Consider the following 24749-nt stretch of genomic DNA (forward strand, 5'->3'; position numbering starts at 1 on the left):
CCGCCGGGGCTTCGCCCCCGGACCCCCAGGATATTTGCCCCAAGGGGAAAGGGGAGGGCTCAGGGAAGCAGATCCCAGAGCAGCTTGAGCGAGATCAGCAGCAGTGCCCAGGTGACGAGCTTGTAAAAGCTCTCGTGCGGCAGGATTCGCACCAGCTTCACCCCGAAAAAGACCGAGACCGCGGCGACCGGGGCCAGTGTCAGCGCCGTGCCGAGGCTGGTGACATTGATCTGGCCAAGCGCCGCATAGGGGATCAGCTTGATCGCATTCACCCAGGCAAAAAGCAGCGTCGAGGTTCCGGCAAAGACCGTCCGTGGCAGGTTGAGCGGGATCGTATAGGCCTGATAAGGCGGGCCGCCGGAATGGCTGACGAAGCTGGTGAAGCCGGTGATCGTGCCCCAGAAAAGGCCGGGCGCCAGCCGTGGCTCGCGCGCACCGCCAAGGCGCGGACGCGCGAGCGCATTCAGCGCGAAAACCACCCCGATCAGACCGACCAGCGCCGTCACCGCGGCTTCGGGCACGACCGAGGCGGTGGCCCAGCCGAAGCCCACCCCCAAAGCTGTCGCAGGCACCAGGATCTTCAGCACCCGCGCGTCAAAATCGCGCCGGTAGGCAATCAGCCCGAACAGATCCGAGACGATATAGACCGGCAGCAAAAGCCCCGCCGCCGCCACCGGGTTCATCACCCCCGCCAGAAGCGGCACCGACAGCGAGGAGATCATCGGCAGACCGCCCTTGGCCATGCCGACGCTGACCGCCGCCAGCACCGCCATGACCCAGCCAAACGCATCGAGTTCCATCACCCCTCCGAGAATCACCCGGCCGCGACCCGGGCTTTCGCGCCCCGGGCCGCCCGCCGCAGGGAAATGTTTAGCGCAAACAGCGGGGCGGGGGCAGTATGCAATCGCATACATCACAAGGGAACTGGTCCTGCTGCCCCGCAGCACCCTTGCCAGCCGGGGGGTTAGACGCTAGTCCTTCGCCACGCTTACACCATTCCCGACCTGTGGAGGAACCCATGGCCCGACCCAAGATCGCCCTTATCGGCGCCGGTCAGATCGGTGGCACGCTTGCCCACCTCGCCGCGATCAAAGAACTGGGGGACGTTGTCCTCTTCGACATCGCCGAGGGCACGCCGCAGGGCAAGGCGCTCGACATCGCCGAATCCGGTCCCTCCGAGGGCTTCGATGGCTGCTTCAAGGGCACCAATGACTACGCCGACATCGCGGGCGCCGATGTCTGCATCGTCACCGCCGGTGTGCCGCGCAAGCCGGGGATGTCGCGCGATGACCTGCTGGGCATCAACCTGAAAGTGATGAAATCGGTCGGCGAGGGCATCGCCAAATACGCGCCGAACGCTTTCGTGATCTGCATCACCAACCCGCTCGATGCGATGGTCTGGGCGCTGCAGCAATTCTCGGGCCTGCCCGCGGAAAAAGTCGTCGGCATGGCCGGCGTGCTTGACTCGGCGCGGTTCCGTCACTTCCTCTCGGTCGAATTCGGCGTCTCGATGCGCGATGTCACCGCCTTCGTGCTGGGCGGCCATGGCGACACGATGGTGCCGCTCGCCCGCTACTCGACCGTCGCAGGCATCCCGCTGCCGGATCTGGTGCAAATGGGCTGGACCACGCAGGAGAAACTGGACGCGATCATCCAGCGCACCCGCGATGGCGGTGCCGAGATCGTCGGCCTGCTGAAAACCGGCTCGGCCTTCTATGCGCCCGCGACCTCGGCGATCGAGATGGCGGAAGCCTATCTCAACGACCAGAAACGCCTGCTGCCCTGCGCGGCCTGGGTCGATGGCGCCTTCGGGCTGGACGGCATGTATGTCGGCGTGCCGACGATCATCGGCGCCGGTGGCATCGAGAAAGTCGTCGACATCAAGCTGAACGACGCCGAACAGGCGATGTTCGACAAGTCGGTCGAGGCGGTCAAAGGTCTGGTCGCGGCCTGCAAGGCGATCGATCCGACGCTGGCCTAATCGGCGCCAAAGTTATGAAAGGGCGGGGATTTCCCCGCCCTTTTTCGTGGCTCACGCCAGGCTTTCCGGGGCAAAGCCGAAGGTGGCCCGCAGATTTTCCAGCAAATCCCGTTCGCGCGCGATCAGCGCCCGGTCAAAGGCGGCGGGGCTGAGGTCGGGGCAAAAGCCGAGCTGCGCCGCGACGCTTTGCGCGATGCCGGGAGTGTCGTGGCTCAGCACCCCGCGCGCCTCGAGTGCCGCCGCCTGCGGCCGGTCGAGTGTCTTGGCCAGCCGCCAGATCCGGTGCAGCCGCTGCGCATCCCCCGCGCGCCCGGCCACCGCCGCAATCTGCATCAGACGCGCCGCGCCATGGCGCGAGGGGGCACCGGGGACAACCCCCTGCGCCCGGCGCAAGATTTTGAGAAGATAGTGCAATTCGGTCAGCCCGTCGAAATGCAGCAGGCGCAGCCCGGGCAGGGTGCCCTGCGCCACGGCGCGCCCGCCCGCCCAGCTCTGCAGCCCGTGATGCACGCCGATGAAGAGCCCCCGTCCCGCCCGGGCGCAGCATTTGCCGTTGTGATGCCCGGCAAGGCCGTGGTGCAGATAGTCGCAGGCCGCCGGGGCGAAGATCCCGGCGCCCTCGGTGTCAAAGTCGCGCCAGGGCCTGCGGAAAGCGCCCGCGAAAATATCGGCCCCGGCGCGCCCGCCGATCTGCACCCGCTCGGCCACCTCCACCGCGACCCAGTCGAGCGCCGCGGGGGCGGCGGCCAGCGCCTCGGCCACGCTGCCCCCCGGCGCAGTCAGGAATTCGTCGGCATCGCAATGCATCACCCAGTCGAGCCGGGTCTCGGCGAGCGTCTTCGAGGCGATATACTTTTGCCGCGCGGTATGCAGGTTCGGACGCCGCCCGCCCCCCTGAAACGCCCATCCATCCTCGCCCGCGTGGTGCAGATGCACCCCCGCCATCGCGCCCAGAAGATCGGCGGCCTCCGGGTCGGGCCGGTCCAGCCACAGATGCACCTCGGCCGCCCCCGCCGCAAGATGATGCGCCGCCTGCGCCGCCAGCAACACCGCCGGCTCATCGACCAGCGCAACCACCCCCCAAGAGGCCATGCCATCCTCCGCAAATGCCCAGCCGCGACTGAACGCGATTCCGTTACCGCAAGCAAGTTCGCTGCTCTGCGGCAATTTGTGATCACGCATTTGCGGGCCGTGATCACAAAGCCGGTTTTTCTGCCCCGGCGCCCGCGAAACCCGCAGTTTTGGGTTTGTGGCCGGGGCGGAATATGCCAAACCATCGCAAACACATCAGCATGGGATCAATGCCATGAATATCCACGAATACCAGGCCAAGCAGTTGCTCAAGAGCTACGGCTGCCCGGTCTCGAACGGCCGCATCGTGCTCAAGGCAGACGAGGTCAAGGCAGCCGCCAGCGAGCTTGACGGCCCGCTTTGGGTGGTCAAGGCGCAGATCCACGCCGGGGGCCGCGGCAAGGGCCATTTTGTCGAGCCCGAAGCGGGCGAAAAGGGCGGCGTGCGTCTGGCCCGCTCCGTGGCCGAGGCCGAAACGCTGGCGCGGCAGATGCTGGGCCGCACCCTTGTCACCCACCAGACCGGCCCGGCCGGCAAACAGGTGAACCGCATCTATATCGAGGAAGGCTCGGACATCGCGCGCGAGCTGTATCTGGCGCTGCTCATTGACCGCAAATCCTCGCGCGTGAGCTTTGTCTGCTCGACCGAGGGCGGCATGGACATCGAGGAAGTGGCTGCCCACACGCCGGAAAAGATCCTCTCCTTCTCGGTCGATCCGGCGACGGGGCTGAGCGATTTCCACGGCCGCCGCATCGCCTTTGCGCTTGGCCTTGAAGGCAATCAGGTCAAGCAATGCGTCGGCCTGATCAAGAAGCTCTACAAGGCCTTCCTCGAGAAGGACATGGAGATGCTGGAGATCAACCCGCTGATCGTCACCACCGAGGGGCAGCTCAAGGTTCTGGATGCGAAGCTCGGCTTTGACAACAACGCGCTGTATCGCCAGCCCGAGGTGATGGACCTGCGCGACGTGACCGAGGAAGACCCGAAGGAACTGGAAGCCTCGCGGTTCGACCTGAACTACATCGCGCTGGATGGCGAGATCGGCTGCATGGTAAACGGCGCGGGTCTGGCGATGGCGACGATGGACATCATCAAGCTTTATGGCGCCGAACCGGCCAACTTCCTCGATGTCGGCGGCGGCGCGTCGAAAGAGAAAGTGACCGAGGCCTTCAAGATCATCACCTCGGACCCGAAGGTGAAGGGCATTCTGGTCAACATCTTCGGCGGCATCATGCGCTGCGACATCATCGCGGAAGGCGTGTTGGCGGCGGTGAAGGAAGTCGGCCTGAAGGTGCCGCTGGTGGTGCGGCTTGAGGGCACGAATGTCGAACTTGGCAAGGATATCATCGCCAAGTCGGGGCTGAATGTGATTGCCGCGGATGATCTGGCCGACGGCGCGAAGAAGATCGTGGCAGCGGTGAAAGGCTAAGAAGATGGCAGTCCTCGTCAACGAACACACCAAGGTCATCTGCCAGGGCTTCACCGGCTCGCAGGGCACTTTCCACTCGGAACAAGCCATCGCTTACGGCACGAAAATGGTCGGCGGCGTGACCCCGGGCAAGGGCGGCACCGAACATCTGGGCCTGCCGGTCTTCAACTCGGTCCATGAGGCGAAACATGTCACCGGCGCCCATGCGACGGCGATCTATGTGCCGCCGCCCTTTGCCGCGGACAGCATCCTTGAAGCGATCGACGCCGAGATGGAGCTGATCGTCTGCATCACCGAGGGTATCCCGGTTCTGGACATGATGCGGGTGAAACGCGCGCTCATTGACAGCAAATCGCGCCTGATCGGGCCGAACTGCCCCGGCGTGATGACGCCCGACGCCTGCAAGATCGGCATCATGCCGGGCTCGATCTTCAAGCGCGGCTCGGTCGGCGTCGTGTCGCGCTCGGGTACGCTGACCTATGAGGCGGTGAAACAGACGACCGATGTCGGTCTGGGCCAATCCTCGGCCGTGGGCATCGGCGGCGATCCGATCAAGGGCACCGAACATATCGACGTGCTGGAAATGTTCCTTGCTGACCCGGAAACCACCTCGATCATCATGATCGGCGAAATCGGCGGCTCGGCCGAGGAAGAAGCCGCCGAATTCCTGATGGCGGAAAAGAAAAAGGGCCGCTGGAAGCCGACCGCGGGCTTCATCGCCGGTCGCACCGCCCCCCCCGGGCGTCGCATGGGCCATGCTGGCGCCATCGTCTCGGGCGGCAAGGGCGATGCGGAAAGCAAGATCGAAGCGATGAAACGCGCGGGTATCGTGGTGGCGGACAGCCCCGCCCATCTGGGCGAAGCCGTGCTGAAAGCGATCAAGGGCTGAGGCCCTTCGGGGCCGCGGCAGAGGAGGCCGCGGTCCCATCTTTGCTCCGGGGGTGTCGGGCCGCCGGGTGTAACAAGGGCAACGCGTGGCCGCAGGCCAGACGGGAGGGTCGCATGAAGCTTTCACGGACGACGGGGGGGATCGCCCTCGCGCTGGCGCTTGCAGGCTGCACCGATCCGGCGCCGGTCGCTCCGCCGCCGCCGGGCCCGATCACCACCACTCCGATCGTGACGACGCAAAAAGTTCCCGTCGGCATGACGCCGACCGGGGCGACCGGCTATGCGCTGGCCAATTCCGCGCGCACGAACGGCACCATCCTTGACGGCACCGCAGCGCCCTGCGGGCCGGAAAACGCAGGCGGCCGCTATCAGATCGCCTGTTCCGAAGCCGCCGGATTGCCCGGCACTGCAACCCCCTACCGCCGCTGACCTATCCGAGGCAAAGCATGTCCCGCTCCGCATCCGCCGTTCTGGCCGCCCTTCTGACGCTGTCGCTCTCCGCCTGCATGGAGAGCGCGCCCACGCTTCCCGTCGCCGGTTCCGCCGCCCCCGCGCTGGCGCCGCCGATCCCGGTCGACAACCGGGCCAAGGCCGATTTCGCGCGGATGACCGGCATCAACAGCGATGCCGTTGCCGCGATCTCGGGCGATGCGACGCGCTCTTACATCTATTTCGATCTGTTCGCCGCCAACAAGGAGGCGGTGGCCGCCGCGCCGGAGCGGCTGTGCCGCCACTATGGCAAAAGCCTGAAAACCTCGCATGTCACCGATCCCGGCGACCGCGTCCCCGGCATGAAAGCGCTGGTGGTGGCCTGCAAATAGGCCTCCAAAGCCCTGAGATGAAAGGAAAGTCGATGCGTCCCCTCACGCTCGGTCCGATCCTCCCCCGGCCGCCTGCCGCGGCCTTCGCCGTGGCGCTCGCGCTGCGGCCGTGGTCCGCCCCCGTGTCGAGCGCGCGTCCCCTCCGCGCCTGATCCGCCCCGGCGCGTCACCGGCGCGCCGGGCCCCGTTCCCTCCGGCCCCTGGCCGTCCCGCAGCCGATCTCGCAAGGATCACCCCATGAACGACCACACACCGAACGACCAGTTCCACGCTTCGTCCTTCCTGCAAGGGGCGAACGCGGATTATGTCGAACAGCTTTACGCCCGTTATGCCGCCGATCCGACCTCGGTCGATCCGAACTGGGCCTCTTTCTTCGAAAGCCTTGGCGACACCGAACTTGACGCCAAGCGCTCGGCGCATGGGCCGAGCTGGGCCCGCGCCGACTGGCCGCCGACGCCCAGCGACGATCTGACCGCGGCGATGACCGGCGAATGGCCGATGCCCGTCGCACCCAAGGAAAACAAGGCCGCGGCCGAGAAGATTGCCGCCGCCGTCAAGGCCGCGGGGGTGCAGGTCTCGGACGAGGCGATCAAGCGCGCCGTGCTGGACAGCATCCGCGCGCTGATGATCATTCGCGCCTACCGGATCCGGGGCCATCTGATCGCGGACCTTGACCCGCTTGGCATGCGTTCGGGCGAGGAGTCGCACCCGGAACTTGACCCGCGCTCCTATGGCTTCACCGAAGCCGACATGGACCGGATGATCTTCATCGACAACGTGCTGGGCCTGCAGGTCGCCTCGATGCGGCAGATCCTCGACGTGCTCAAGCGCACCTATTGCGGCACCTTCGCGCTGCAATACATGCATATTTCGAACCCCGAGGAAGCCGCCTGGCTGAAGGAACGGATCGAGGGCTATGGCAAGGAAATCCAGTTCACCCGCGAAGGCCGCCGCGCCATCCTGAACAAGCTGGTCGAGGCCGAGGGCTTCGAGAAATTCCTGCATGTGAAATACACCGGCACCAAGCGCTTCGGCCTTGACGGGGCCGAGGCGCTGATCCCGGCGATGGAACAGATCATCAAGCGCGGCGGCGCGCTTGGCCTCAAGGAAGTGGTCATCGGCATGCCGCACCGCGGCCGGCTGAACATTCTGGCCACGGTGATGGCGAAACCCTATCGCGCGATCTTCCACGAATTTCAGGGCGGCTCCTACAAGCCCGAAGACGTGGATGGCTCGGGCGACGTGAAATATCACCTTGGCGCCTCCTCGGACCGCTCGTTTGACGGCCACACCGTCCACCTGTCGCTGACCGCGAACCCGAGCCACCTGGAAGCGGTGAACCCGGTCGTTCTGGGTAAGGTCCGCGCCAAGCAGGATCAGGCCAATGACGAGGACCGCACCCAGGTTCTGTCGGTGCTGCTGCATGGCGATGCGGCCTTTGCGGGGCAGGGGATCGTGGCGGAATGTCTGCAGCTGTCCGGCATCAAGGGGCACCGCACCGGCGGCTGCATCCATATCGTCGTGAACAACCAGATCGGCTTCACCACGGCGCCGCATTTCAGCCGCACCTCGCCCTATCCGACCGATATCGCGCTGATGGTGGAGGCGCCGATCTTCCACGTCAACGGCGACGATCCCGAGGCCGTCGTGCATGCCGCGAAAGTGGCGACGGAGTTCCGGCAGAAATTCCACAAGGACGTGGTCATCGACATCTTCTGCTATCGCCGCTTCGGTCACAACGAAGGCGACGAGCCGATGTTCACCAACCCGGCGATGTACAAGAACATCAAGGGCCACAAGACCACGCTGCAGCTTTACACCGAACGTCTGGTCGCCGACGGGCTGATCCCTGAAGGCGAGATCGAGGACATGAAAGCCGCCTTTCAGGCGAAGCTGAACGAGGAATACGAGGCGGGCAAGCAGTTCCGCCCGAACAAGGCGGACTGGCTGGATGGCCGCTGGAAGCACCTTGACCGGCAAAGCAGTGATTACGACGCGGGCGTGACCCCGATCTCGCCCGAGCTGATGGCCGAGGTGGGCCGCGCGCTGACCAGCTACCCCGAGGATTTCGACATCCACAAGACCGTCGCCCGCCAGCTCGAGGCGAAAAAGGCGATGTTCGAAAGTGGCAAGGGCTTTGACTGGGCCACGGCCGAGGCGCTGGCTTTCGGCTCGCTTCTGGCCGAGGGCTTCCCGGTGCGTCTGGCCGGTCAGGACTGCACCCGCGGCACCTTCAGCCAGCGCCATTCCGGGCTGATCGACCAATCGACCGAGGAACGCTATTATCCGCTCAACCACATCAAACCCGGTCAGGCGAAATACGAGGTCATCGACAGCATGCTGTCGGAATATGCCGTGCTTGGTTTCGAATATGGCTATTCGCTGGCGGAGCCGAACAGCCTGACGCTTTGGGAGGCGCAGTTCGGCGATTTCGCCAATGGCGCGCAGATCATGTTCGACCAGTTCATCAACTCGGGCGAGCGGAAATGGCTGCGGATGTCGGGGCTGGTCTGCCTGCTGCCGCATGGGTTTGAGGGGCAGGGGCCGGAACATTCCTCGGCCCGGCTGGAACGCTATCTGCAACTGAGCGCCGAGGATAACTGGATCGTCGCCAACTGCTCGACGCCGGCGAACTACTTCCACATCCTGCGTCGGCAGATCCACCGCAACTTCCGCAAGCCCTTGATCCTGATGACGCCGAAATCGCTGCTGCGCCATCCGCTGTGCACCTCGACGGCCGAGGAATTCACCACCGGCTCGTTCTTCCGCCGGGTGATGTGGGATGATGCCGATGCGCAGCATCACGGCAATTCGGAGATGACGACGAAACCCGATGCCGAGATCCGGCGCGTCGTGCTCTGCACCGGCAAGGTCTACTATGATCTCTTGGCCGAACGCGACAAGCGCGGGCTTGAGGATGTCTACATCCTGCGTATCGAGCAGCTTTACCCCTTCCCGGCGCATTCGCTGGTGACGGAACTGGGCCGCTTCAAGGAGGCGCAGATCATCTGGTGTCAGGAAGAGCCGAAGAACCAGGGCGCCTGGAGCTTCATCGAGCCGAACCTGGAATGGGTGCTCTCGAAGATCGGGGCGAAACATGGCCGGGCGCGTTACGCGGGCCGGACCGCCTCGGCCTCGCCTGCCACGGGTCTGGCGTCCCGCCACAAGGCCGAGCAGGACGCGCTCGTCCACGACGCGCTGGAGGGCTGAGATGACCGAGATCCGCGTTCCCGGGCTTGGGGAAAGCGTCTCGGAAGCCACTGTCGCCACCTGGTTCGTGAAACCGGGCGAGATGGTCGTGACCGATGCGATGCTTTGCGAGCTTGAAACAGACAAGGTGACGGTCGAAGTCCGCGCCCCCTCGGCGGGGGTGCTGAGCGAGATCGTCGCCAAGGAAGGCGAGACGGTGGCGGTGAACGCCCTGCTGGCCGTGCTTTTGTCCGCGGGCGCGATGCCGCCCGCGCAACCCAAATCCGAAGGCCCGGCAGCCCCTCAACACGCCGCGCCGACTGTTCAAGAGGTCAAGATGACGGATGTCATGGTCCCCGCGCTGGGCGAAAGCGTTGCCGAAGCCACCGTTTCCACCTGGTTCAAGAAGCCGGGCGATGCTGTCGCGCAGGACGAGATCCTGTGCGAGCTCGAAACCGACAAGGTCTCGGTCGAGGTTCCGGCCCCGGCGGCGGGTGTCTTGAGCGAGATCCTCGCCCCCGAAGGCGCTTCGGTCGCCGCGGGCGGGCGTCTGGCGATCCTGTCGGCGGGCTCTGCCGCGGCTCCGGCCCCGGCTGCTGCGGCGGCTGCCGCGCCCGCCCCGGCGGCGGCGCCCGCGAAGGATGTCGAACATGCGCCTGCGGCGAAAAAGGCGATGGCGGAGGCGGGGCTCAGCCCCGATCAGGTCACCGGTACCGGCCGCGATGGCCGGATCATGAAGGAAGACGTGGCCGCGGCTTCTGCCGCCGCCGCGGCCCCGGCCCCTGTTGCGCCCGCGCCGGTCGCGACGGCGCAGGTCTCGATCGCGCCGCCGCCCGCCACCGTGCCGCGCGCCCCGGTCCCGGCCGAGGATGCCGCGCGCGAGGAACGGGTGAAGATGACCCGCCTGCGCGCCACCATCGCCCGCCGCCTGAAAGACGCGCAGAACACCGCCGCGATGCTGACCACCTATAACGAGGTGGACATGTCGGGCGTGATGGACCTGCGCAATGTCTACAAGGACCAGTTCGAGAAGAAACACGGGGTCAAGCTCGGCTTCATGGGCTTCTTCGTGAAGGCCTGCTGCCATGCGCTGAAGGAAATCCCCGAGGTGAACGCCGAGATCGACGGCGGCGACATCATCTACAAGAACTACGTCCATATGGGCGTGGCGGTGGGCACGCCCTCGGGCCTTGTGGTGCCGGTGCTGCGTGACGCGGATCAAAAGGGCTTCGCCCATATCGAGCGCGAGATCGCCGAACTGGGCAAGCGCGGCCGCGACGGCAAGCTGACGATGCAGGAGATGCAGGGCGGCAGCTTCACGATCTCGAACGGCGGCGTCTATGGCTCGCTGATGTCCTCGCCGATCCTGAACCCGCCGCAATCGGGCATCCTTGGCATGCACAAGATCCAGGACCGCCCGGTGGTGGTGAACGGCCAGATCGTGATCCGCCCGATGATGTATCTGGCGCTGAGCTACGACCACCGCATCGTCGACGGCAAGGGCGCGGTGACCTTCCTTGTCCGGGTGAAAGAGGCGCTGGAAGATCCGCGCCGCCTGCTGATGGATCTGTAATGGTTTTTGCGTCCGCCATCGACGCAACAAGGAACTGGACAAGCACACTTAGCCGCTTCGGTTATGGTGTGCTTGTTCTGGAGAGCTTCTCTCGCGCTCAGTTGTTACCTGCCTCTCTGAGCTTAAGGGCCACCGGTAATTCGGTGGTCGAGGCTGAGAACCTTCCTTTCTTGGTTCTCTGGGTGATGCTCTCGCTAATTCTGGGAGCAGTCGCAACTATGCTGGGCTCGCTCGGTGAACGGGAAAAATTTGGTGAACTTGCAAGAACTCGCCGAGCATTCAGAGTTGGGAAGATCGGGAACCCAATGCTGATCGAACTTCTTAGAGATGGAAACTCGCGTTATGATTTAGCTTCGGGCTTAATTGGAACTTTGTATATGGTACTCGCTGGCGCGGGACTCGCCTACGGCCTGTCAAGCGAGCAAGTAGCGGGTTCCGAACAAAGCCTGCATAGCAAATGGCAGATCGGCATTATTGGGTGTTCAGCCGGATTTCTGTCCTACCTCGTCAAGCTCTCAGCAATCGGGGGCTTGGAGGCTCTAGACGCAGTCCTTGACGAATACGAATTTTCGTCATCGGACAGCGCATCCGCAGAACCATCAAGAAACAAAACTGGCCAGGACAAGGATTCTGGCACCGAAACTACGGGAGCCTGAAATGGCAGAATTCGACGTCATCATCATCGGCGGCGGCCCGGGCGGCTATGTCTGCGCCATCCGCTGCGCGCAACTGGGGCTGAAGACCGCCTGCGTCGAGGGGCGGGGCAGCTTGGGCGGCACCTGCCTGAATGTGGGCTGCATCCCGTCCAAGGCGCTGCTGCATGCCACGCATGAGCTGCATGAAGTGCACGAGAACTTCGAGAAGATGGGCCTGATGGGCGCCAAGGTGAAGGTCGACTGGGCGAAGATGCAGTCCTACAAACAGGACGTGATCGACGGCAACACCAAGGGCATCGAGTTTTTGTTCAAGAAAAACAAGGTCACTTACCTGCGCGGCTGGGGCTCGATCCCGGCGCCGGGTCAGGTGAAGGTCGGCGACGAGGTCCATACGGCGAAGAACATCGTCATTGCCACCGGCTCGGAATCTTCGGGCCTGCCCGGCATCGAGATCGACGAGCAGACGGTGGTGACCTCTACCGGGGCGCTGTCGCTTCCCAAGGTGCCGAAATCGATGGTGGTGATCGGTGCGGGCGTGATCGGGCTGGAGCTTGGCTCGGTCTATGCGCGGCTGGGCGCCGAGGTGACGGTGGTCGAATATCTCGATGCGATCACGCCCGGCATGGATGCCGAGGTGGCCAAGGGGCTGCAGCGCATCCTGACCCGTCAGGGGCTGAAATTCGTGCTGGGTGCCGCGGTGCAGGGCGTCGACAAGGCCAAGGGCAAGAACACCGTGCGCTACACCCTGCGCAAGGACGAAAGCGCCCATGCGATCGAGGCCGAGGTGGTGCTGGTCGCCACCGGCCGCAAGCCCTTCACCAAGGGGCTGGGCCTCGAGGCGCTGGGCGTCGAGATGCTGCCGCGCGGGCAGGTGAAGACCGACAGCCACTGGGCAACGAATGTGCCCGGCCTCTATGCGATCGGCGATGCGATCATCGGCCCGATGCTCGCCCACAAGGCCGAGGACGAGGGGATGGCGGTGGCCGAGGTGATCGCGGGCAAGCATGGCCATGTGAATTACGATGTCATCCCCGGGGTGATCTACACCACGCCCGAGGTGGCCTGCGTCGGCAAGACCGAGGATGCGCTGAAACAGGAAGGCCGGGCCTACAAGGTCGGCAAATTCTCCTTCATGGGCAATGGCCGGGCGAAAGCCGTGTTCCAGGCCGAGGGCTTCGTGAAGATCCTGGCCGATGCGGCGACGGACCGGATTCTGGGCGCCCATATCATCGGCCCCTCGGCGGGCGACATGATCCACGAGATCTGCGTGGCGATGGAATTCGGCGCCTCGGCGCAGGATCTGGCGCTGACCTGCCATGCCCATCCGACCTATTCGGAGGCGGTGCGCGAAGCGGCGCTGGCCTGTGGCGACGGTGCGATCCACGCCTGAGACCGACCGGCCCCGGCTTCGGCCGGGGCCGCTTTCGGACCGGCGGCGCAATTCTCTGCACCGCGGCAAATCTGGGCTTGCTGAATCTGTCCGGCTTGTGCTTCATCGCGCAAGATTGTTGCGAGGAGAGAATCATGACCGCTGCCCGCCCCACCCGTTCGGTGCTTTACATCCCCGGCTCCAAGGAGCGGGCGCTGGAAAAGGCGACGGGTCTTGCCTGCGACGCGATCATCTTCGATCTGGAAGACGCGGTGGCGGTCGAGGAAAAGGTCAATGCCCGCGCCATTCTGATCAAGGCGCTGCGCGAGGCCGATTTCGGCGCGCGGATGCGGATCGTGCGGATCAACGGGCTGGACAGCGACTGGGGCCGCGACGATGCGCTGGCGATGGCGGCGGCGCTGAAGGATGGCGTGAAGATCGATGCCGTGCTGATCCCCAAGGTCTCGACCAAATCCGACCTTGATGCGGTGGCGAACCTGATCCCCGCCGTGCCGCTTTGGGCGATGATGGAAACTGCGCTCGGCATGCTGAACGCCGCCGATATCGCGGCGCATCCGCGGCTCGAAGGCATGGTGATGGGCACCAACGATCTGGCCAAGGAACTGCAATGCCGCTTCCGCGCCGACCGTCTGCCGCTGCAAACGGGGCTGGGCCTGTGCCTGTTGGCCGCCAAGGCCTTTGGCAAGATCATCGTCGACGGCGTCTACAATGCCTTCAAGGATGACGACGGCCTGCGCGCCGAATGCGATCAGGGCCGCGACATGGGCTTTGACGGCAAGACGCTGATCCACCCGGCCCAGCTGGAAATCGCCAATGCCGCCTTTGCGCCCTCTGAAGCCGAGATCGACCTGGCCCGGCGCCAGATCGCCGCCTTTGACGCGGCGCAAGCCGCGGGCCAGGGGGTTGCGGTTGTGGATGGAAAGATTGTCGAAAACCTGCATATCGTGACGGCGCGGCAGGTCCTTGCGAAAGCGGAGGCGATTGCCGCACTCGCAAGTTGAGAGGCAAGCCATGTCCCTGATGATCCTCGGCATCCTGCTTTGGGTGCTGCCCCATTCCTTCAAGCGCCTGGCGCCGCAGCGGCATCTGATGCTGATGCCGCAGATCAAGGCGATCGTTGCGGCGCTGATCCTGACCGGCACCGCGTTGATGGTGATCGGTTACCGCTCGGTCGAAGTGACGCCCGAGGACAACCTTTACACGCCCTTGCCGGGGATTGGCCATCTGAACAACCTGCTGATGCTGGTTGCGATCTATCTGTTCGGCGTCGGCGGATCGCGCTCGATCCTGATCGACAAGATGCGCCATCCGATGCTGACCGGCATGCTTTTGTGGGCGGTCTCGCATCTGCTGGTGAACGGCGATTATGTCTCGGTGATCCTGTTTGGCACGCTGGGCATCTGGGCCGTGGCCGAGATGGTGATGATCAACCGCGCCGGTCCCTGGAAGCGGCCGAAACCCGGCTCGCTCAAGGGCGATCTGAAGAACCTCCTCGGCACGCTGGCGATCTATGGCCTCATCGTCTGGCTGCACGGGCTGATCCTGGGTCACAGCCTGTTTCTGGGGACCTATCCATGAAGCTCTACCGGCTCCTGACCGAGGATGACACCTCGGCCTTCTGCCACAAGGTGTCGATGGCGCTGGCGAAGGGCTGGGAGCTGCACGGCAGCCCCGCCTATGGCTTCGACGCGGCGCGCGGGGTGATGCGCTGCGCGCAGGCGGTGGTGAAGGACGTGCCGGGGGAGTACCACCCCGATCTGAAACTGGGAGAGCAGTAAGATGGCGACGAAGACGAATCCGGGCCGTTTCTTCGAGGATTACGCGGTGGGGCAGGTGATCGACCATGCCGTGCCCCGCACCGTGGCCGAGGGGGAGCGGGCGCTTTACCACGCGCTTTATCCGGCCCGGCATGCGCTGTATTCCAGCGATGTCTTCGCCGCCGCTTGCGGGCTGGATGGCTCGCCGCTGGATGATCTGCTGGCCTTTCACACCGTCTTCGGCAAGACCGTTCCCGATATCTCGCTCAATGCGGTGGCCAACCTGGGCTATGCCGAGGGGCGCTGGCTCTTGCCGGTCTATCCGGGGGATACATTGCGCTCGGTCTCGGAGGTGATCGGGGTCAAGGAGAATTCGAACGGCAAGTCGGGCAATGTCTATGTCCGCACGCAAGGCGTCAACCAGAATGACGAGGTCGTGCTGGAGTATGTCCGCTGGGTGATGGTGCGCAAGCGCGATGCCGCCAGCCCGGCGCCGGCGCCGGTGCTGCCCGAGCTGCGCAAGGTCGTTCCGGTCGAAGATCTGGTGATCCCCGAGGGGCTGAGCTTTGACGATTACGACTTCACCCTTGCGGGCGAACCGCATCGGCTGGCCGATTACGAGATCGGCGAAAAGATCGATCATGTGGACGGTGTGACGATCGAGGAGGCCGAGCACATGCTGGCCACGCGGCTGTGGCAGAACACGGCCAAGGTGCATTTCGACGCCACCTTCCGCGAGGATGGCAAGCGGCTGATCTATGGCGGCCATGTCATTTCGATGGCGCGCGCGCTGTCGTTCAATGGCCTTGCGAATGCGCAGATGATCGTGGCGCTGAACGGTGGCACCCATGCCAATCCCTGTTTCGCGGGCGATACCGTCAAGGCCTGGTCCGAGGTTCTGGACAAGGCCGAAACCGTGGCGCCGGGCGTCGGCGCGATCCGGCTGCGGCTGGTCGCGGTGAAACAGGGCGCGGCGCCCTTTGCGCTGAAGGGCGCGGACGGGAAATATCTGCCCGAGGTGCTTCTGGATCTCGATTACTGGGCGCTGATGCCTTTGTGATCGCAAATCCGCCGCGGGGGGTGAGTCGGACAAAGGAGGGCGGAAACCGGGCTGCGGTTTCCGCCCTTTGCCTTTGCGCTGAAGGGCCGCAGGCCGCCTTGCCCGGACGAAAAGCGGCATCCCGATGTTACCGGACGACATTTGCCCGGCGCCGGTTTTTGTAATCACAAAGCGAAATTTCCGCCGTTTTTTTGCAACTGCGAAGGCGAATTTTGATCTGAATGCGTGACTTGGCCGCCGTGACCGCCTATTCAGGTCGCACAATTCCGGCCAACCCGTCTGCCTCCATTCTCTGGCCCGCGCAGACGGCCCAGCGAGTGAGGGACCCCAAATGGCTGAACCGAAACGGGTCGAGCGACCCCTTTCCCCCTTCATGATCGGCCCGTATTACCGTCCGCAGATGACGTCGATGAGCTCGATCCTGACCCGGATCACCGGCAACGCGCTGATTGCGGGCTTCCTGCTTGGCGCCTGGTGGCTGATCGCCGCGGTCTCCAGCCCCGGCTATTTCGGCTTCGTGAACTGGATCGTCACCTCCTGGCTGGGCTGGCTGATCTTCGCGGGCATGGCCTGGGCGATGTGGTATCACTATCTGACCGGGCTGCGGCACCTGCTGTGGGACACCGGCCGCGGGCTGGATATCGAAACCGCCGAGAAACTCGGCTGGGGGGCGATCATCGGCTCGGTCGTGCTGACGCTTTTGACGCTCATCATTCTGGCGATTTTCTGAGGAGGCCACCATGCGCTATCTGACCGATCGCAAACGCGCCGTCGGCAAGGGGGCCTCGGGGTCCGGCACCGAACATTTCTGGTGGATGACGATGTCCTCGGTGGCGCTGGCCTTTCTGGTGCCCGCCTTCATCTTCGTCTTCGGCTCCGCCATCGGCGGCACGCAGGAAGAAGTCATCGCGCATTTCTCGCGGCCCTTCCCGGCGATCCTGACCGCGCTGGTCACCATCGTCGGCATGCGCCATTTCGCCAAGGGCGCGCAGGTGATGCTGGAAGACTACACCCAGGGCAGCCTGCGCAAGGGGCTGGTGATCTTCGTCTATTCGCTGTCGTGGCTGATCTCTGCGATCGTGCTTTACGCGCTGGCGAAGATGACCTTCCTGACCGCCGCGGCGCAACAGATCACGAACTGACAGGGGCAACCGGACAATGGCTTCCTATACTTACGAAACCCACAACTATGACGTGGTGGTGGTCGGTGCCGGTGGCGCGGGCCTGCGGGCAACGCTGGGCATGGCCGAACAGGGGCTGCGCACCGCCTGCGTGACCAAGGTCTTCCCGACCCGCTCGCACACCGTCGCGGCACAGGGCGGCATCGCGGCGTCCCTTGGCAACATGGGCCCGGACAGCTGGCAATGGCACATGTTCGACACCGTCAAGGGCTCGGACTGGCTGGGCGACACCGATGCGATGGAATATCTGGCCCGTTCCGCGCCTGCCGCGGTCTATGAGCTGGAACATTACGGCGTGCCGTTTTCCCGCACCGAGGCGGGCAAGATCTATCAGCGCCCCTTCGGCGGTCACACCACCGAATTCGGCGACGGCCCGCCGGTGCAGCGCACCTGCGCCGCCGCCGACCGCACCGGCCACGCCATCCTGCACACGCTCTATGGCCAGTCTCTGAAGAACAACGCGGAATTCTTCATCGAATATTTCGCGCTCGATCTGATCATGTCCGAGGATGGCGTCTGTCAGGGCGTCGTCTGCTGGAAGCTGGATGATGGCACCTTCCACGTCTTCAACGCGAAGATGACCGTTCTGGCGACGGGCGGTTACGGCCGCGCCTATTTCTCGGCGACCTCGGCGCATACCTGCACCGGCGACGGCGGCGGCATGGTGGCGCGGGCGGGTCTCGCGCTGCAGGACATGGAATTCGTGCAGTTCCACCCGACCGGCATCTATGGCTCGGGCTGCCTGATCACCGAAGGCGCGCGCGGCGAGGGCGGCTATCTGACGAACAGCCAGGGCGAGCGCTTCATGGAACGCTATGCGCCGCATTACAAGGATCTGGCGCCGCGCGACTATGTTTCGCGCTGCATGACGCTGGAAATCCGCGAAGGCCGCGGTGTGGGCGAACATAAAGACCACATCCACCTGAACCTGTCGCACCTGCCGAAAGAGGCGCTGGCCGAACGTCTGCCGGGCATCTCGGAATCGGCGAAGATCTTTGCCGGCGTTGACGTGACGAAGGAGCCGATCCCGGTTCTGCCCACCGTCCATTACAACATGGGCGGCATTCCCACGAACTACTGGGGCGAGGCGCTGAACCCGACCGCCGACAATCCGAACGCCGTCGTTCCGGGCCTGATGGCCGTGGGCGAGGCCGGTTGCGCCAGCGTTCACGGGGCGAACCGCCTTGGCTCGAACTCGCTGATTGACCTTGTGGTCTTTGGCCGGGCCGCGGCGATCCGGGCGGGGGAAATCGTCGATCCGAAGGCGCGTCCGGCGGCCTATAACCAGGCCTCGGTCGACAAGTGCTTTGCCCGGTTCGACGGGCTGCGCCATGCCAAGGGCGGCACGCCCACGGCGGATCTGCGGCTTGAAATGCAGCGCACGATGCAGGCCGATGCGGCGGTCTTCCGTACCGACAAGACCCTGGCCGAAGGCAAGGCGAAGATGACCGAGATCGCGGCCAAGGTTGCCGATCTGAAGGTCACCGACCGCTCGCTGATCTGGAACAGCGACCTGATGGAAACGCTGGAACTGACCAACCTGATGCCGAACGCGCTGGCCACCATCGTCGGCGCCGAAGCCCGCAAGGAAAGCCGCGGCGCCCATGCCTCGGAAGACCATGCGACGCGCGACGACGTGAACTGGCGCAAGCACTCGATCATGCGGGTGGACGGCAACAAGGTTGACCTGAGCTATCGCCCGGTGATCACCGAACCGCTGACCACCGAAGCGGAAGGCGGCATCAGCCTGGCGAAGATCGCGCCGAAAGCGCGGACCTTCTGAGATGGCGCGGGGCTGGGCATATGGGATCGCGGCGGCGGGGCTTGTCCTTGCCGGTTGCGGCCCCATGGCCCTGCCCGAAGCCGAGACGCTTTGCGCCGAAAGCGTCGCCCCGAAAGCGCCCCTCTCCGGCGAAGGCCGGATGGGCGTCACCTCGGGCGGCGCATTCGAAAGCGGCGTGAAGCTGACCTTCACCATGGGCAGCGGCGGCGGCGATCCCGGCGCGGCCTATGACCGCTGCGTCCGCGCCCGCGCGGGGCAGGGGCCGAGCCGCCCCTATTACGCCGTGCCGCGGGGGAGGGGATGATGGAGCTTCTGTGCTTCCGCGATGTCCCCGTGATGCCGGTCACCCGGATCCGGGGCCATGTGCCGCTGGGCGGTCCGGTCTGGCCCGAGTTCGAGCGCCAGACCGCGGCGCGGTTTTGCCATTCCGGCCGTCCCACTGACAGCGCGCCGCCGCTGCGCAAGCCGGTGCGGCAGTTCCGCCGCCCGGCGCTTTGGGGCGGATACCTCAGCCATGAATTCGGCCATCTGGTGGCCGAGCACATCACCCGGCTTTTGCCCGCCGTCAGTCAGCGCGATACGGATGTGGTGCTGTTCACCCTGCCCACCGGCACCGCGCCCGAGGCGCTGGCGCCCTGGGTGCATCAGGTGTTCGACTGGCTGACGATGCCGCCGCGCCGCGCCCGCTTCGTCACCGAGCCGAGCCTTGCCCCCGAATTGCGCGTCTGTGCCCAGGGCGAGATGCTGGGCGGCACGGCCCCCGATCCGGCCTATCTTGATCTGCTTGACACGCTGCCCGCCCGGCATGGGCTTGATCTGCAACCGCGCCTGCCGCTCGTCTATGTCAGCCGGGCCGGGCTTGTGGCGACGGGCCGTGGCGGCCATCTGGGCGAGTCCTATCTGGCCGGGCTGCTGGCGCAGCTGGGCGTGAGGGTGATCGACCCCGGAACCCTTCCGATCCGGGCGCAGATGCAGGCCTATGCCCAGGCCGAGGCGCTGGTCTTTGCCGAGGGCTCGGCGCTGCATGGCCGCCAGCTGCTGGGGCGCCTCGATCAGGACATCCACATCCTGCGCCGCCGCACCGGGCCGAATGCCTGGAGGGCGGTGCTGACGCCGCGCTGCCGCAGCCTGCACGCGCATGATGTCGTCGCCGGTCAGCTGACCGTTTCGGGCACGTTCAAAGGCCCCGAACATGTCACCCCGCGCGAATTGCGCCATCTTTACGCGGCCTTCTACGATCTGCCCGCGCTTTTTGCCGCCTTCGCCGATCTGGGCGTGCCGCTGGCCCGGCACTGGGACCACGAGGCCTGGCGTCAGGCCGTGCTGACGGATGCGCTGCGCTGGCTTCTGGCCCAGGCCGTTCCGGTCGCCCAGGCGCTGCCCAATCTCATCCATCTCATCGAGCAGATTTCCACCCCCGATGAGCTTCTCGACTTGGCCGAGCCGCCCCCGGCCCGGTCCGCTTCGCACTGAAAGGACGCCCAATGGTTCAGTTCACGCTTCCGAAAAACTCCAAGATCCGCGTCGGCAAGACCTGGCCGCGGCCCGAGGGCGCCAAAAACGTGCGCAAGTTCAAGATCTACCGCTGGGACCCGGATACCGGCGAAAATCCGCGGGTGGACACCTATTTCCTCGACATGGACCGCTGCGGGCCGATGGTTCTCGATGCGCTTCTGAAGATCAAGAACGAGATCGACCCGACGCTGACCTTCCGCCGCTCCTGCCGTGAGGGGATCTGCGGGTCGTGCGCGATGAACATCGACGGCATCAACACGCTCGCTTGCATCTACGGGCTCGACGAGATCAAGGGCGATGTGCGGATCTATCCGCTGCCGCATATGCCGGTGGTCAAGGATCTGGTGCCGGATCTGACGCATTTCTATGCGCAGCATGCCTCGATCATGCCCTTCCTGCAGACGACGACGAACAAGCCCGAAAAGGAATGGCTGCAATCGATCGAGGACCGCAAGAAGCTCGACGGTCTTTATGAATGCGTGATGTGCGCCTCCTGCTCGACCTCCTGCCCGAGCTACTGGTGGAACTCGGACCGCTACCTGGGCCCGGCGGCGCTGCTGCATGCCTATCGCTGGATCATCGACAGCCGCGACGAAGCCACGGCCGAGCGTCTGGATGCGCTGGAAGACCCGTTCAAGCTTTACCGCTGCCACACGATCATGAACTGCGCCAAGACCTGCCCGAAGGGGCTGAACCCGGCCAAGGCGATCGCCGAGATCAAGCGGCTGATGGTCAGCCGGCACGTCTGATCCGGCTTTGGTGCGACACCAGGCCCCGGCTGTGCCGGGGCCTTTTTGCTGCGTTGCAGAAAATGCATATCGCAATTGCAGCATTTGCGCTGTCGGGCGCGGCGGGCATGGGATAGTTTGTCGCAGGGCAGACCGCCCGGCCACAGGAGCACGCCATGTCGAAGATCGTCACCTTCCGGAAGAAATCCGAGCAGGAAAAAGCCGCCGAAGCGTTGAGGATTCTGGCCGAGGCCTACGCCTATTACACCCCGGCCCGGGGCAGGGCGGATCTGGTCGAAGAGACCGAGCTCGAACAGATGTTCGAATATTACGCGGCCTGACCCGGACCAACCGCAAAAGCGCCCCTGCCGTTCGGCGGGGGTTTTTCTTTGCGGCAAGGCCGGGGGCGCTGCCCCCGGACCCCCGGCGTATTTGCGCCAGGAAAAACTGCGTGCTTCGCCTGGTCGCAATTGGCCGGGGGGGGGATTGCCGAAGGCCAGAGGGGGCAGCGCCCCTTACTCGGCTTCCGCCGCGCGCAGCTCGAGTTCCAGAAACCGCTCGAAAGCCTCCAGATCGAGCGGCTCCAGCGTGCCGAAGCTTTCAATCCAGGTGATCGCCCCCGCCATCGCCGTCGGTTCAAGCTTGCACCATTTCACCCGACCGCGCTTTTCCTGGCTGATCAGACCCGCCTCGGCGAGGATCGCCAGATGTTTCGAGATCGCTGCAAGCGACATCGCAAAGGGCGCCGCCACATCGGTCACCGCCATGTCGTCTTCGAGCAGCATGGTCAGGATCGCCCGCCGCGTCGGGTCGGCCAAAGCGGCGAAAATGGCGTCAAGGCGGGCGGAAGCGGAAGGGTCCATGCCGCCACCTTGCGCATCCTGCGGCAAAACGTCAACCGATCGGTTGAATATGACTTTGGTCCGGCACCCGCGAAACCCCCGCCCGTCCGCCGCGGTTGATTGCGCAAACGAAAGCAAAAACAAGGACTTGCAATCGTGGAAAGACTCTGTCAACGGCGTTGACTCATCGGGCTTGCGCCGTTACACACGGCCTCAACCTGCGGGGAGCATCCATGTCGGAGGAAGTTGGCGGAGAGCCCGATCCCGAGCGTCTGGCGGCGCTTGAGAAACGGCTTTCGCAACTGAAGAAGACCGAGGAGGCGCCCAAGCGCGCAGCGGATGGCAATTTGCGCATGGCCGACATGGCCTGGCGGATGGTCATCGAACTGGTTTCGGGGCTGGGGATCGGCTTCGGCATCGGATACGGGCTGGATGCCGTTTTCGGCACGCAACCCTTCCTGATGCTGATCTTCGTCTTCCTCGGTCTCGCGGCGGGGGTGAAGGTGATGCTTCGCTCGGCCGCGGACTTGACAAAGGCACAGGCAGCTGCGGCCGCAGCTGGCAAAGAGGGGAAATAGTCGTGGCAGAAGAAGCTGGCACCGGCCTTGTGTTCCACCCGATGGAACCGTTCAAGATTCACTCGATGTTCGACGGCGAGGCGATCCGTTGGTTCGAGTTTTTCGTGCCGACGAACGCGACCCTGTGGATGGCGATCGGCGTCGTGATGATCGCGCTTCTGATGGTCGTGGGCACGCTGCGCCGCGCCATCGTGCCGGGCCGCATCCAGTCGCTGGCCGAGTTGACCTACGGCTTCATCCACAAGATGGTCGAGGATGTCGCGGGCAAGGATGCGCTGGTCTACTTCCCCTATATCTTCACGCTGTTCCTGTTCATCCTGTTCTCGAACTTCCTCGGGCTGATCCCGATGGCCTTCACCCCCACCTCGCATATCGCGGTGACCGGCGTGATGGCGATGGGCGTGTTCATCGGCGTGACCGCGCTGGGCTTCATGAAGCACGGCGCCCACTTCCTGAACCTGTTCTGGGTTTCGGCCGCGCCGCTGCCGCTGCGCCCGATCCTCGCGGTGATCGAGGTGATCTCCTACTTCGTGCGCCCGGTCAGCCACTCCATCCGGCTTGCGGGCAACATGATGGCCGGCCACGCCGTGATCGAGGTGTTTGCCGCCTTCGCGCCGCTGATCCTGTTCTCCTTCGTCGGCGTGATCGTGACGCCGCTGTCGGTGCTGGCGATCGTCGGGATGTATGCGCTCGAAATCCTCGTGGCCTTCGTGCAGGCCTATGTCTTCACCATCCTGACCTGCGTCTATCTGAAAGACGCGCTGCATCCGGGCCACTGAGGCCCGGACCGCAGGCAGGTCCCCGTCACAACCTCAATTCAGCCAATTCCAACCTCAAGGAGTGTCCATCATGGAAGGCGATATCGTTCAAATGGGTGCCTACATCGGTGCTGGTCTTGCGTGCACCGGCATGGGCGGCGCCGCCGTCGGTGTGGGCCACGTTGTCGGCAACTTCATCTCGGGTGCGCTGCGCAACCCGTCGGCGGCCGCTTCGCAAACCGCCACCATGTTCATCGGTATCGCGTTCGCCGAAGCGCTGGGGATCTTCTCGTTCCTCGTCGCGCTTCTGCTGATGTTCGCCGTCTGATCCCTGCTGAGAAACCTTGCGGTCGGGTGGGTGTTCGCACCCACCCGGTAACTGAAGGGTCCAGGGGGACGACATGGCAAACGAAACACACGCGGTCGAGGCCGCTGCTGCTGTCGCCGGACACGCTGCCGAGGCTGCGGAAAAGGGCGGGATGCCGCAACTCGACTTCTCGACCTTCCCGAACCAGATCTTCTGGCTGCTGTTGGCTCTGGGCGCCATCTACTGGCTGCTCAAGAACATCGCCATTCCGCGCATCGCGGGGATTCTGGCCGATCGTGCGGGCACCATCGCCGGCGATCTCGAGGCGGCGGAACAGTATAAGCTGAAGGCCAAGGACGCGGAAGCGGCCTATGCCAAGGCGCTGGCCGATGCCCGGGCGCAGGCGCAAAAGATCATCGCCGAGACCCGTGCGCTGATCCAAAAGGACCTCGATGCCGCCACGGCGAAAGCCGATGCGGATATCGCGGCCCGCGTCGCGCAATCCGAGGTGAAGATCGCCGAGATCCGCGCCGGGGCGCTGGAGGCGGTGCAGATCGTCGCCACCGATACCGCCACGGCGATCGTCACGGCGTTGGGCGGCAAGGCCGACATGGGCGCGCTCAATGCGGCCGTGGGCCAGCGGGTGAAGGGGTAAGGCGATGAAGAAACTGACGTTCCTGCTTGTTGCTCTGGCGGCGAACCCGGCTTTCGCATCCGAGGGCCCGTTCGTTTCGCTGCGCAACGCGCATTTCGTGATCCTCGTCGCGTTCCTGATCTTCATCGGCGTGCTGATCAAGTTCAAGGTTCCCTCGATGTTGCTGGGCATGCTCGACAAGCGTGCCGAGGGCATCAAGGCGGATCTGGACGAGGCCAAGGCGCTGCGCGACGAAGCGCAGAAGATCCTGGCGAGCTACGAGCGCAAGGCGCGCGAAGTGCAGGGTCAGGCCGACGACATCGTCGCCGCGGCCAAGCGCGACGCGCAACTGGCGGCCGATCAGGCCAAGGCCGATCTGAAGGAGGCCATCGCGCGCCGCCTGAAGGGGGCCGAAGACCGGATCGCCTCGGCGGAAGCCGCTGCGCTCAAGGACGTCAAGGATCGCGCCGTGCAGGTGGCCGTTGCCGCTGCCGCCGAGGTTCTGGCGAACCAGATGTCGGCTGCCGACAAGTCGGGCATGATCGACGCGGCGATCACGGAAGTGGAAACCCGGCTGAACTGAGCCTGGTCCCAGATCTGATCGAAAA

28 protein-coding genes are annotated in these 24749 nt (G+C 64.8%); 25 read left to right on the top strand and 3 right to left on the bottom strand.

All coding sequences use genetic code 11. From position 1 onward, the window contains the following. Nucleotides 1–59 precede the first annotated feature (59 nt). Nucleotides 60–800 (bottom strand): sulfite exporter TauE/SafE family protein, encoded by a 741-nt coding sequence (locus AC4PTB_RS03905; protein ID WP_492191788.1) that lies wholly within the window; start codon nt 798–800, stop codon nt 60–62. A 218-nt stretch (nt 801–1018) separates the two neighbouring features. Here AC4PTB_RS03905 and mdh point away from each other — a divergent pair, with 218 nt between their 5' ends. Next, nucleotides 1019–1981: a malate dehydrogenase gene (mdh, locus tag AC4PTB_RS03910; RefSeq protein WP_492191789.1), complete on the top strand. Its 963-nt coding sequence runs from the start codon at nt 1019–1021 to the stop codon at nt 1979–1981. A 51-nt stretch (nt 1982–2032) separates the two neighbouring features. Here the strand turns inward: mdh and AC4PTB_RS03915 are convergent, their stop codons facing one another. Continuing rightward, entirely contained in the window at nt 2033–3073 is a 1041-nt protein-coding gene (locus tag AC4PTB_RS03915; protein ID WP_492191790.1) for a glycosyltransferase family protein, read from the bottom strand. A gap of 214 nt (nt 3074–3287) precedes the next feature. On the opposite strand from AC4PTB_RS03915, the gene sucC reads away from it, so the two are divergent. From sucC to AC4PTB_RS04010, 19 genes are all read left to right on the top strand, one after another. Continuing rightward, nucleotides 3288–4481 (top strand): ADP-forming succinate--CoA ligase subunit beta, encoded by a 1194-nt coding sequence (gene sucC, locus AC4PTB_RS03920; protein ID WP_492191791.1) that lies wholly within the window; start codon nt 3288–3290, stop codon nt 4479–4481. Between the two features lie 4 nt (nt 4482–4485). After that, a complete protein-coding gene (gene sucD / locus AC4PTB_RS03925; RefSeq protein WP_023914735.1) occupies nt 4486–5370 on the top strand; it encodes a succinate--CoA ligase subunit alpha in 885 nt (294 codons plus the stop codon). A 113-nt stretch (nt 5371–5483) separates the two neighbouring features. Beyond that, a complete protein-coding gene (locus tag AC4PTB_RS03930; protein ID WP_492191792.1) occupies nt 5484–5798 on the top strand; it encodes a hypothetical protein in 315 nt (104 codons plus the stop codon). 17 nt (nt 5799–5815) lie between these two features. Further along, nucleotides 5816–6190, top strand: a complete 375-nt coding sequence (locus tag AC4PTB_RS03935; RefSeq protein ID WP_492191793.1) for a hypothetical protein — start codon at nt 5816–5818, stop codon at nt 6188–6190. A gap of 237 nt (nt 6191–6427) precedes the next feature. Continuing rightward, the gene (locus AC4PTB_RS03940; RefSeq protein ID WP_492191794.1) at nt 6428–9400 is read left to right on the top strand and encodes a 2-oxoglutarate dehydrogenase E1 component; all 2973 of its coding nucleotides are present in this window, start codon (nt 6428–6430) and stop codon (nt 9398–9400) included. A gap of 1 nt (nt 9401) precedes the next feature. Next, entirely contained in the window at nt 9402–10952 is a 1551-nt protein-coding gene (odhB, locus tag AC4PTB_RS03945) for a 2-oxoglutarate dehydrogenase complex dihydrolipoyllysine-residue succinyltransferase (RefSeq protein WP_492191795.1), read from the top strand. After that, a complete protein-coding gene (locus tag AC4PTB_RS03950) occupies nt 10952–11608 on the top strand; it encodes a hypothetical protein (protein WP_492191796.1) in 657 nt (218 codons plus the stop codon). Before odhB ends, AC4PTB_RS03950 begins: the two co-directional genes overlap by 1 nt. 1 nt (nt 11609) lies before the next feature. Continuing rightward, nucleotides 11610–12998, top strand: coding sequence for a dihydrolipoyl dehydrogenase (gene lpdA, locus AC4PTB_RS03955; RefSeq protein WP_492191797.1), 1389 nt, complete (start codon nt 11610–11612; stop codon nt 12996–12998). Nucleotides 12999–13132: 134 nt separating this feature from the next. Beyond that, nucleotides 13133–13999, top strand: a complete 867-nt coding sequence (locus AC4PTB_RS03960) for an HpcH/HpaI aldolase/citrate lyase family protein (protein ID WP_492191798.1) — start codon at nt 13133–13135, stop codon at nt 13997–13999. A gap of 10 nt (nt 14000–14009) precedes the next feature. Next, nucleotides 14010–14576: an NnrU family protein gene (locus tag AC4PTB_RS03965; protein WP_492191799.1), complete on the top strand. Its 567-nt coding sequence runs from the start codon at nt 14010–14012 to the stop codon at nt 14574–14576. Continuing rightward, nucleotides 14573–14776, top strand: coding sequence for a DUF1737 domain-containing protein (locus AC4PTB_RS03970; protein WP_492191800.1), 204 nt, complete (start codon nt 14573–14575; stop codon nt 14774–14776). The genes AC4PTB_RS03965 and AC4PTB_RS03970 overlap by 4 nt, the downstream gene beginning before the upstream one ends. Nucleotide 14777: 1 nt before the next feature. Then, a complete protein-coding gene (locus AC4PTB_RS03975) occupies nt 14778–15815 on the top strand; it encodes a MaoC family dehydratase (protein ID WP_492191801.1) in 1038 nt (345 codons plus the stop codon). Between the two features lie 331 nt (nt 15816–16146). Continuing rightward, nucleotides 16147–16545 (top strand): succinate dehydrogenase, cytochrome b556 subunit, encoded by a 399-nt coding sequence (gene sdhC, locus AC4PTB_RS03980; protein WP_492191802.1) that lies wholly within the window; start codon nt 16147–16149, stop codon nt 16543–16545. A 10-nt stretch (nt 16546–16555) separates the two neighbouring features. After that, nucleotides 16556–16957, top strand: a complete 402-nt coding sequence (sdhD, locus tag AC4PTB_RS03985; protein ID WP_444462824.1) for a succinate dehydrogenase, hydrophobic membrane anchor protein — start codon at nt 16556–16558, stop codon at nt 16955–16957. A 16-nt stretch (nt 16958–16973) separates the two neighbouring features. Beyond that, nucleotides 16974–18779 (top strand): succinate dehydrogenase flavoprotein subunit, encoded by a 1806-nt coding sequence (gene sdhA / locus AC4PTB_RS03990; RefSeq protein ID WP_492191803.1) that lies wholly within the window; start codon nt 16974–16976, stop codon nt 18777–18779. Nucleotides 18780–18843: 64 nt separating this feature from the next. After that, entirely contained in the window at nt 18844–19083 is a 240-nt protein-coding gene (locus AC4PTB_RS03995; protein ID WP_492191804.1) for a hypothetical protein, read from the top strand. Then, the gene (locus AC4PTB_RS04000; protein ID WP_492191805.1) at nt 19083–20252 is read left to right on the top strand and encodes a glycosyltransferase family 61 protein; all 1170 of its coding nucleotides are present in this window, start codon (nt 19083–19085) and stop codon (nt 20250–20252) included. Before AC4PTB_RS03995 ends, AC4PTB_RS04000 begins: the two co-directional genes overlap by 1 nt. An 11-nt stretch (nt 20253–20263) precedes the next feature. After that, nucleotides 20264–21043 (top strand): succinate dehydrogenase iron-sulfur subunit, encoded by a 780-nt coding sequence (locus AC4PTB_RS04005; RefSeq protein ID WP_492191806.1) that lies wholly within the window; start codon nt 20264–20266, stop codon nt 21041–21043. Between the two features lie 155 nt (nt 21044–21198). After that, entirely contained in the window at nt 21199–21363 is a 165-nt protein-coding gene (locus AC4PTB_RS04010; RefSeq protein WP_492191807.1) for a hypothetical protein, read from the top strand. Nucleotides 21364–21537: 174 nt separating this feature from the next. Here AC4PTB_RS04010 and AC4PTB_RS04015 read toward each other — a convergent pair whose 3' ends face one another. After that, nucleotides 21538–21885, bottom strand: coding sequence for an ArsR/SmtB family transcription factor (locus tag AC4PTB_RS04015; protein WP_492191808.1), 348 nt, complete (start codon nt 21883–21885; stop codon nt 21538–21540). A 212-nt stretch (nt 21886–22097) separates the two neighbouring features. Between AC4PTB_RS04015 and AC4PTB_RS04020 the strand changes: the two genes are divergently transcribed. From AC4PTB_RS04020 to AC4PTB_RS04040, 5 genes are all read left to right on the top strand, one after another. After that, nucleotides 22098–22442 (top strand): AtpZ/AtpI family protein, encoded by a 345-nt coding sequence (locus AC4PTB_RS04020; RefSeq protein ID WP_492191809.1) that lies wholly within the window; start codon nt 22098–22100, stop codon nt 22440–22442. 2 nt (nt 22443–22444) lie between these two features. Beyond that, nucleotides 22445–23221 (top strand): F0F1 ATP synthase subunit A, encoded by a 777-nt coding sequence (locus tag AC4PTB_RS04025; RefSeq protein WP_492191810.1) that lies wholly within the window; start codon nt 22445–22447, stop codon nt 23219–23221. A 70-nt stretch (nt 23222–23291) separates the two neighbouring features. Next, nucleotides 23292–23528, top strand: a complete 237-nt coding sequence (locus tag AC4PTB_RS04030; RefSeq protein ID WP_013066486.1) for a F0F1 ATP synthase subunit C — start codon at nt 23292–23294, stop codon at nt 23526–23528. 73 nt (nt 23529–23601) lie between these two features. Further along, a complete protein-coding gene (locus tag AC4PTB_RS04035; protein ID WP_492191811.1) occupies nt 23602–24162 on the top strand; it encodes a F0F1 ATP synthase subunit B' in 561 nt (186 codons plus the stop codon). 4 nt (nt 24163–24166) lie between these two features. Next, a complete protein-coding gene (locus AC4PTB_RS04040) occupies nt 24167–24724 on the top strand; it encodes a F0F1 ATP synthase subunit B (RefSeq protein ID WP_492191812.1) in 558 nt (185 codons plus the stop codon). Nucleotides 24725–24749: the final 25 nt, after the last annotated feature.

The organism is Rhodobacter sp. 4.3.4, assembly GCF_058724655.1.

Excerpts from the sequence above, each read along its gene's own strand:
- odhB (WP_492191795.1), top strand. The coding sequence starts at position 9,402 with ATGACCGAGATCCGCGTTCCCGGGCTTGGGGAAAGCGTCTCGGAAGCC.
- AC4PTB_RS03950 (WP_492191796.1), top strand. The coding sequence starts at position 10,952 with ATGGTTTTTGCGTCCGCCATCGACGCAACAAGGAACTGGACAAGCACA.
- AC4PTB_RS04020 (WP_492191809.1), top strand. The coding sequence starts at position 22,098 with ATGTCGGAGGAAGTTGGCGGAGAGCCCGATCCCGAGCGTCTGGCGGCG.
- AC4PTB_RS03930 (WP_492191792.1), top strand. The coding sequence starts at position 5,484 with ATGAAGCTTTCACGGACGACGGGGGGGATCGCCCTCGCGCTGGCGCTT.
- AC4PTB_RS03915 (WP_492191790.1), bottom strand. The coding sequence starts at position 3,073 with ATGGCCTCTTGGGGGGTGGTTGCGCTGGTCGATGAGCCGGCGGTGTTG.
- AC4PTB_RS04010 (WP_492191807.1), top strand. The coding sequence starts at position 21,199 with ATGTCGAAGATCGTCACCTTCCGGAAGAAATCCGAGCAGGAAAAAGCC.
- AC4PTB_RS03935 (WP_492191793.1), top strand. The coding sequence starts at position 5,816 with ATGTCCCGCTCCGCATCCGCCGTTCTGGCCGCCCTTCTGACGCTGTCG.
- AC4PTB_RS03975 (WP_492191801.1), top strand. The coding sequence starts at position 14,778 with ATGGCGACGAAGACGAATCCGGGCCGTTTCTTCGAGGATTACGCGGTG.
- AC4PTB_RS04015 (WP_492191808.1), bottom strand. The coding sequence starts at position 21,885 with ATGGACCCTTCCGCTTCCGCCCGCCTTGACGCCATTTTCGCCGCTTTG.
- AC4PTB_RS03940 (WP_492191794.1), top strand. The coding sequence starts at position 6,428 with ATGAACGACCACACACCGAACGACCAGTTCCACGCTTCGTCCTTCCTG.
- sdhC (WP_492191802.1), top strand. The coding sequence starts at position 16,147 with ATGGCTGAACCGAAACGGGTCGAGCGACCCCTTTCCCCCTTCATGATC.
- AC4PTB_RS03995 (WP_492191804.1), top strand. The coding sequence starts at position 18,844 with ATGGCCCTGCCCGAAGCCGAGACGCTTTGCGCCGAAAGCGTCGCCCCG.
- AC4PTB_RS03960 (WP_492191798.1), top strand. The coding sequence starts at position 13,133 with ATGACCGCTGCCCGCCCCACCCGTTCGGTGCTTTACATCCCCGGCTCC.
- AC4PTB_RS03965 (WP_492191799.1), top strand. The coding sequence starts at position 14,010 with ATGTCCCTGATGATCCTCGGCATCCTGCTTTGGGTGCTGCCCCATTCC.
- lpdA (WP_492191797.1), top strand. The coding sequence starts at position 11,610 with ATGGCAGAATTCGACGTCATCATCATCGGCGGCGGCCCGGGCGGCTAT.
- AC4PTB_RS04035 (WP_492191811.1), top strand. The coding sequence starts at position 23,602 with ATGGCAAACGAAACACACGCGGTCGAGGCCGCTGCTGCTGTCGCCGGA.
- sucD (WP_023914735.1), top strand. The coding sequence starts at position 4,486 with ATGGCAGTCCTCGTCAACGAACACACCAAGGTCATCTGCCAGGGCTTC.
- AC4PTB_RS03905 (WP_492191788.1), bottom strand. The coding sequence starts at position 800 with ATGGAACTCGATGCGTTTGGCTGGGTCATGGCGGTGCTGGCGGCGGTC.
- AC4PTB_RS04005 (WP_492191806.1), top strand. The coding sequence starts at position 20,264 with ATGGTTCAGTTCACGCTTCCGAAAAACTCCAAGATCCGCGTCGGCAAG.
- sdhA (WP_492191803.1), top strand. The coding sequence starts at position 16,974 with ATGGCTTCCTATACTTACGAAACCCACAACTATGACGTGGTGGTGGTC.
- AC4PTB_RS04000 (WP_492191805.1), top strand. The coding sequence starts at position 19,083 with ATGGAGCTTCTGTGCTTCCGCGATGTCCCCGTGATGCCGGTCACCCGG.
- mdh (WP_492191789.1), top strand. The coding sequence starts at position 1,019 with ATGGCCCGACCCAAGATCGCCCTTATCGGCGCCGGTCAGATCGGTGGC.
- AC4PTB_RS04040 (WP_492191812.1), top strand. The coding sequence starts at position 24,167 with ATGAAGAAACTGACGTTCCTGCTTGTTGCTCTGGCGGCGAACCCGGCT.
- sucC (WP_492191791.1), top strand. The coding sequence starts at position 3,288 with ATGAATATCCACGAATACCAGGCCAAGCAGTTGCTCAAGAGCTACGGC.
- sdhD (WP_444462824.1), top strand. The coding sequence starts at position 16,556 with ATGCGCTATCTGACCGATCGCAAACGCGCCGTCGGCAAGGGGGCCTCG.
- AC4PTB_RS04030 (WP_013066486.1), top strand. The coding sequence starts at position 23,292 with ATGGAAGGCGATATCGTTCAAATGGGTGCCTACATCGGTGCTGGTCTT.
- AC4PTB_RS03970 (WP_492191800.1), top strand. The coding sequence starts at position 14,573 with ATGAAGCTCTACCGGCTCCTGACCGAGGATGACACCTCGGCCTTCTGC.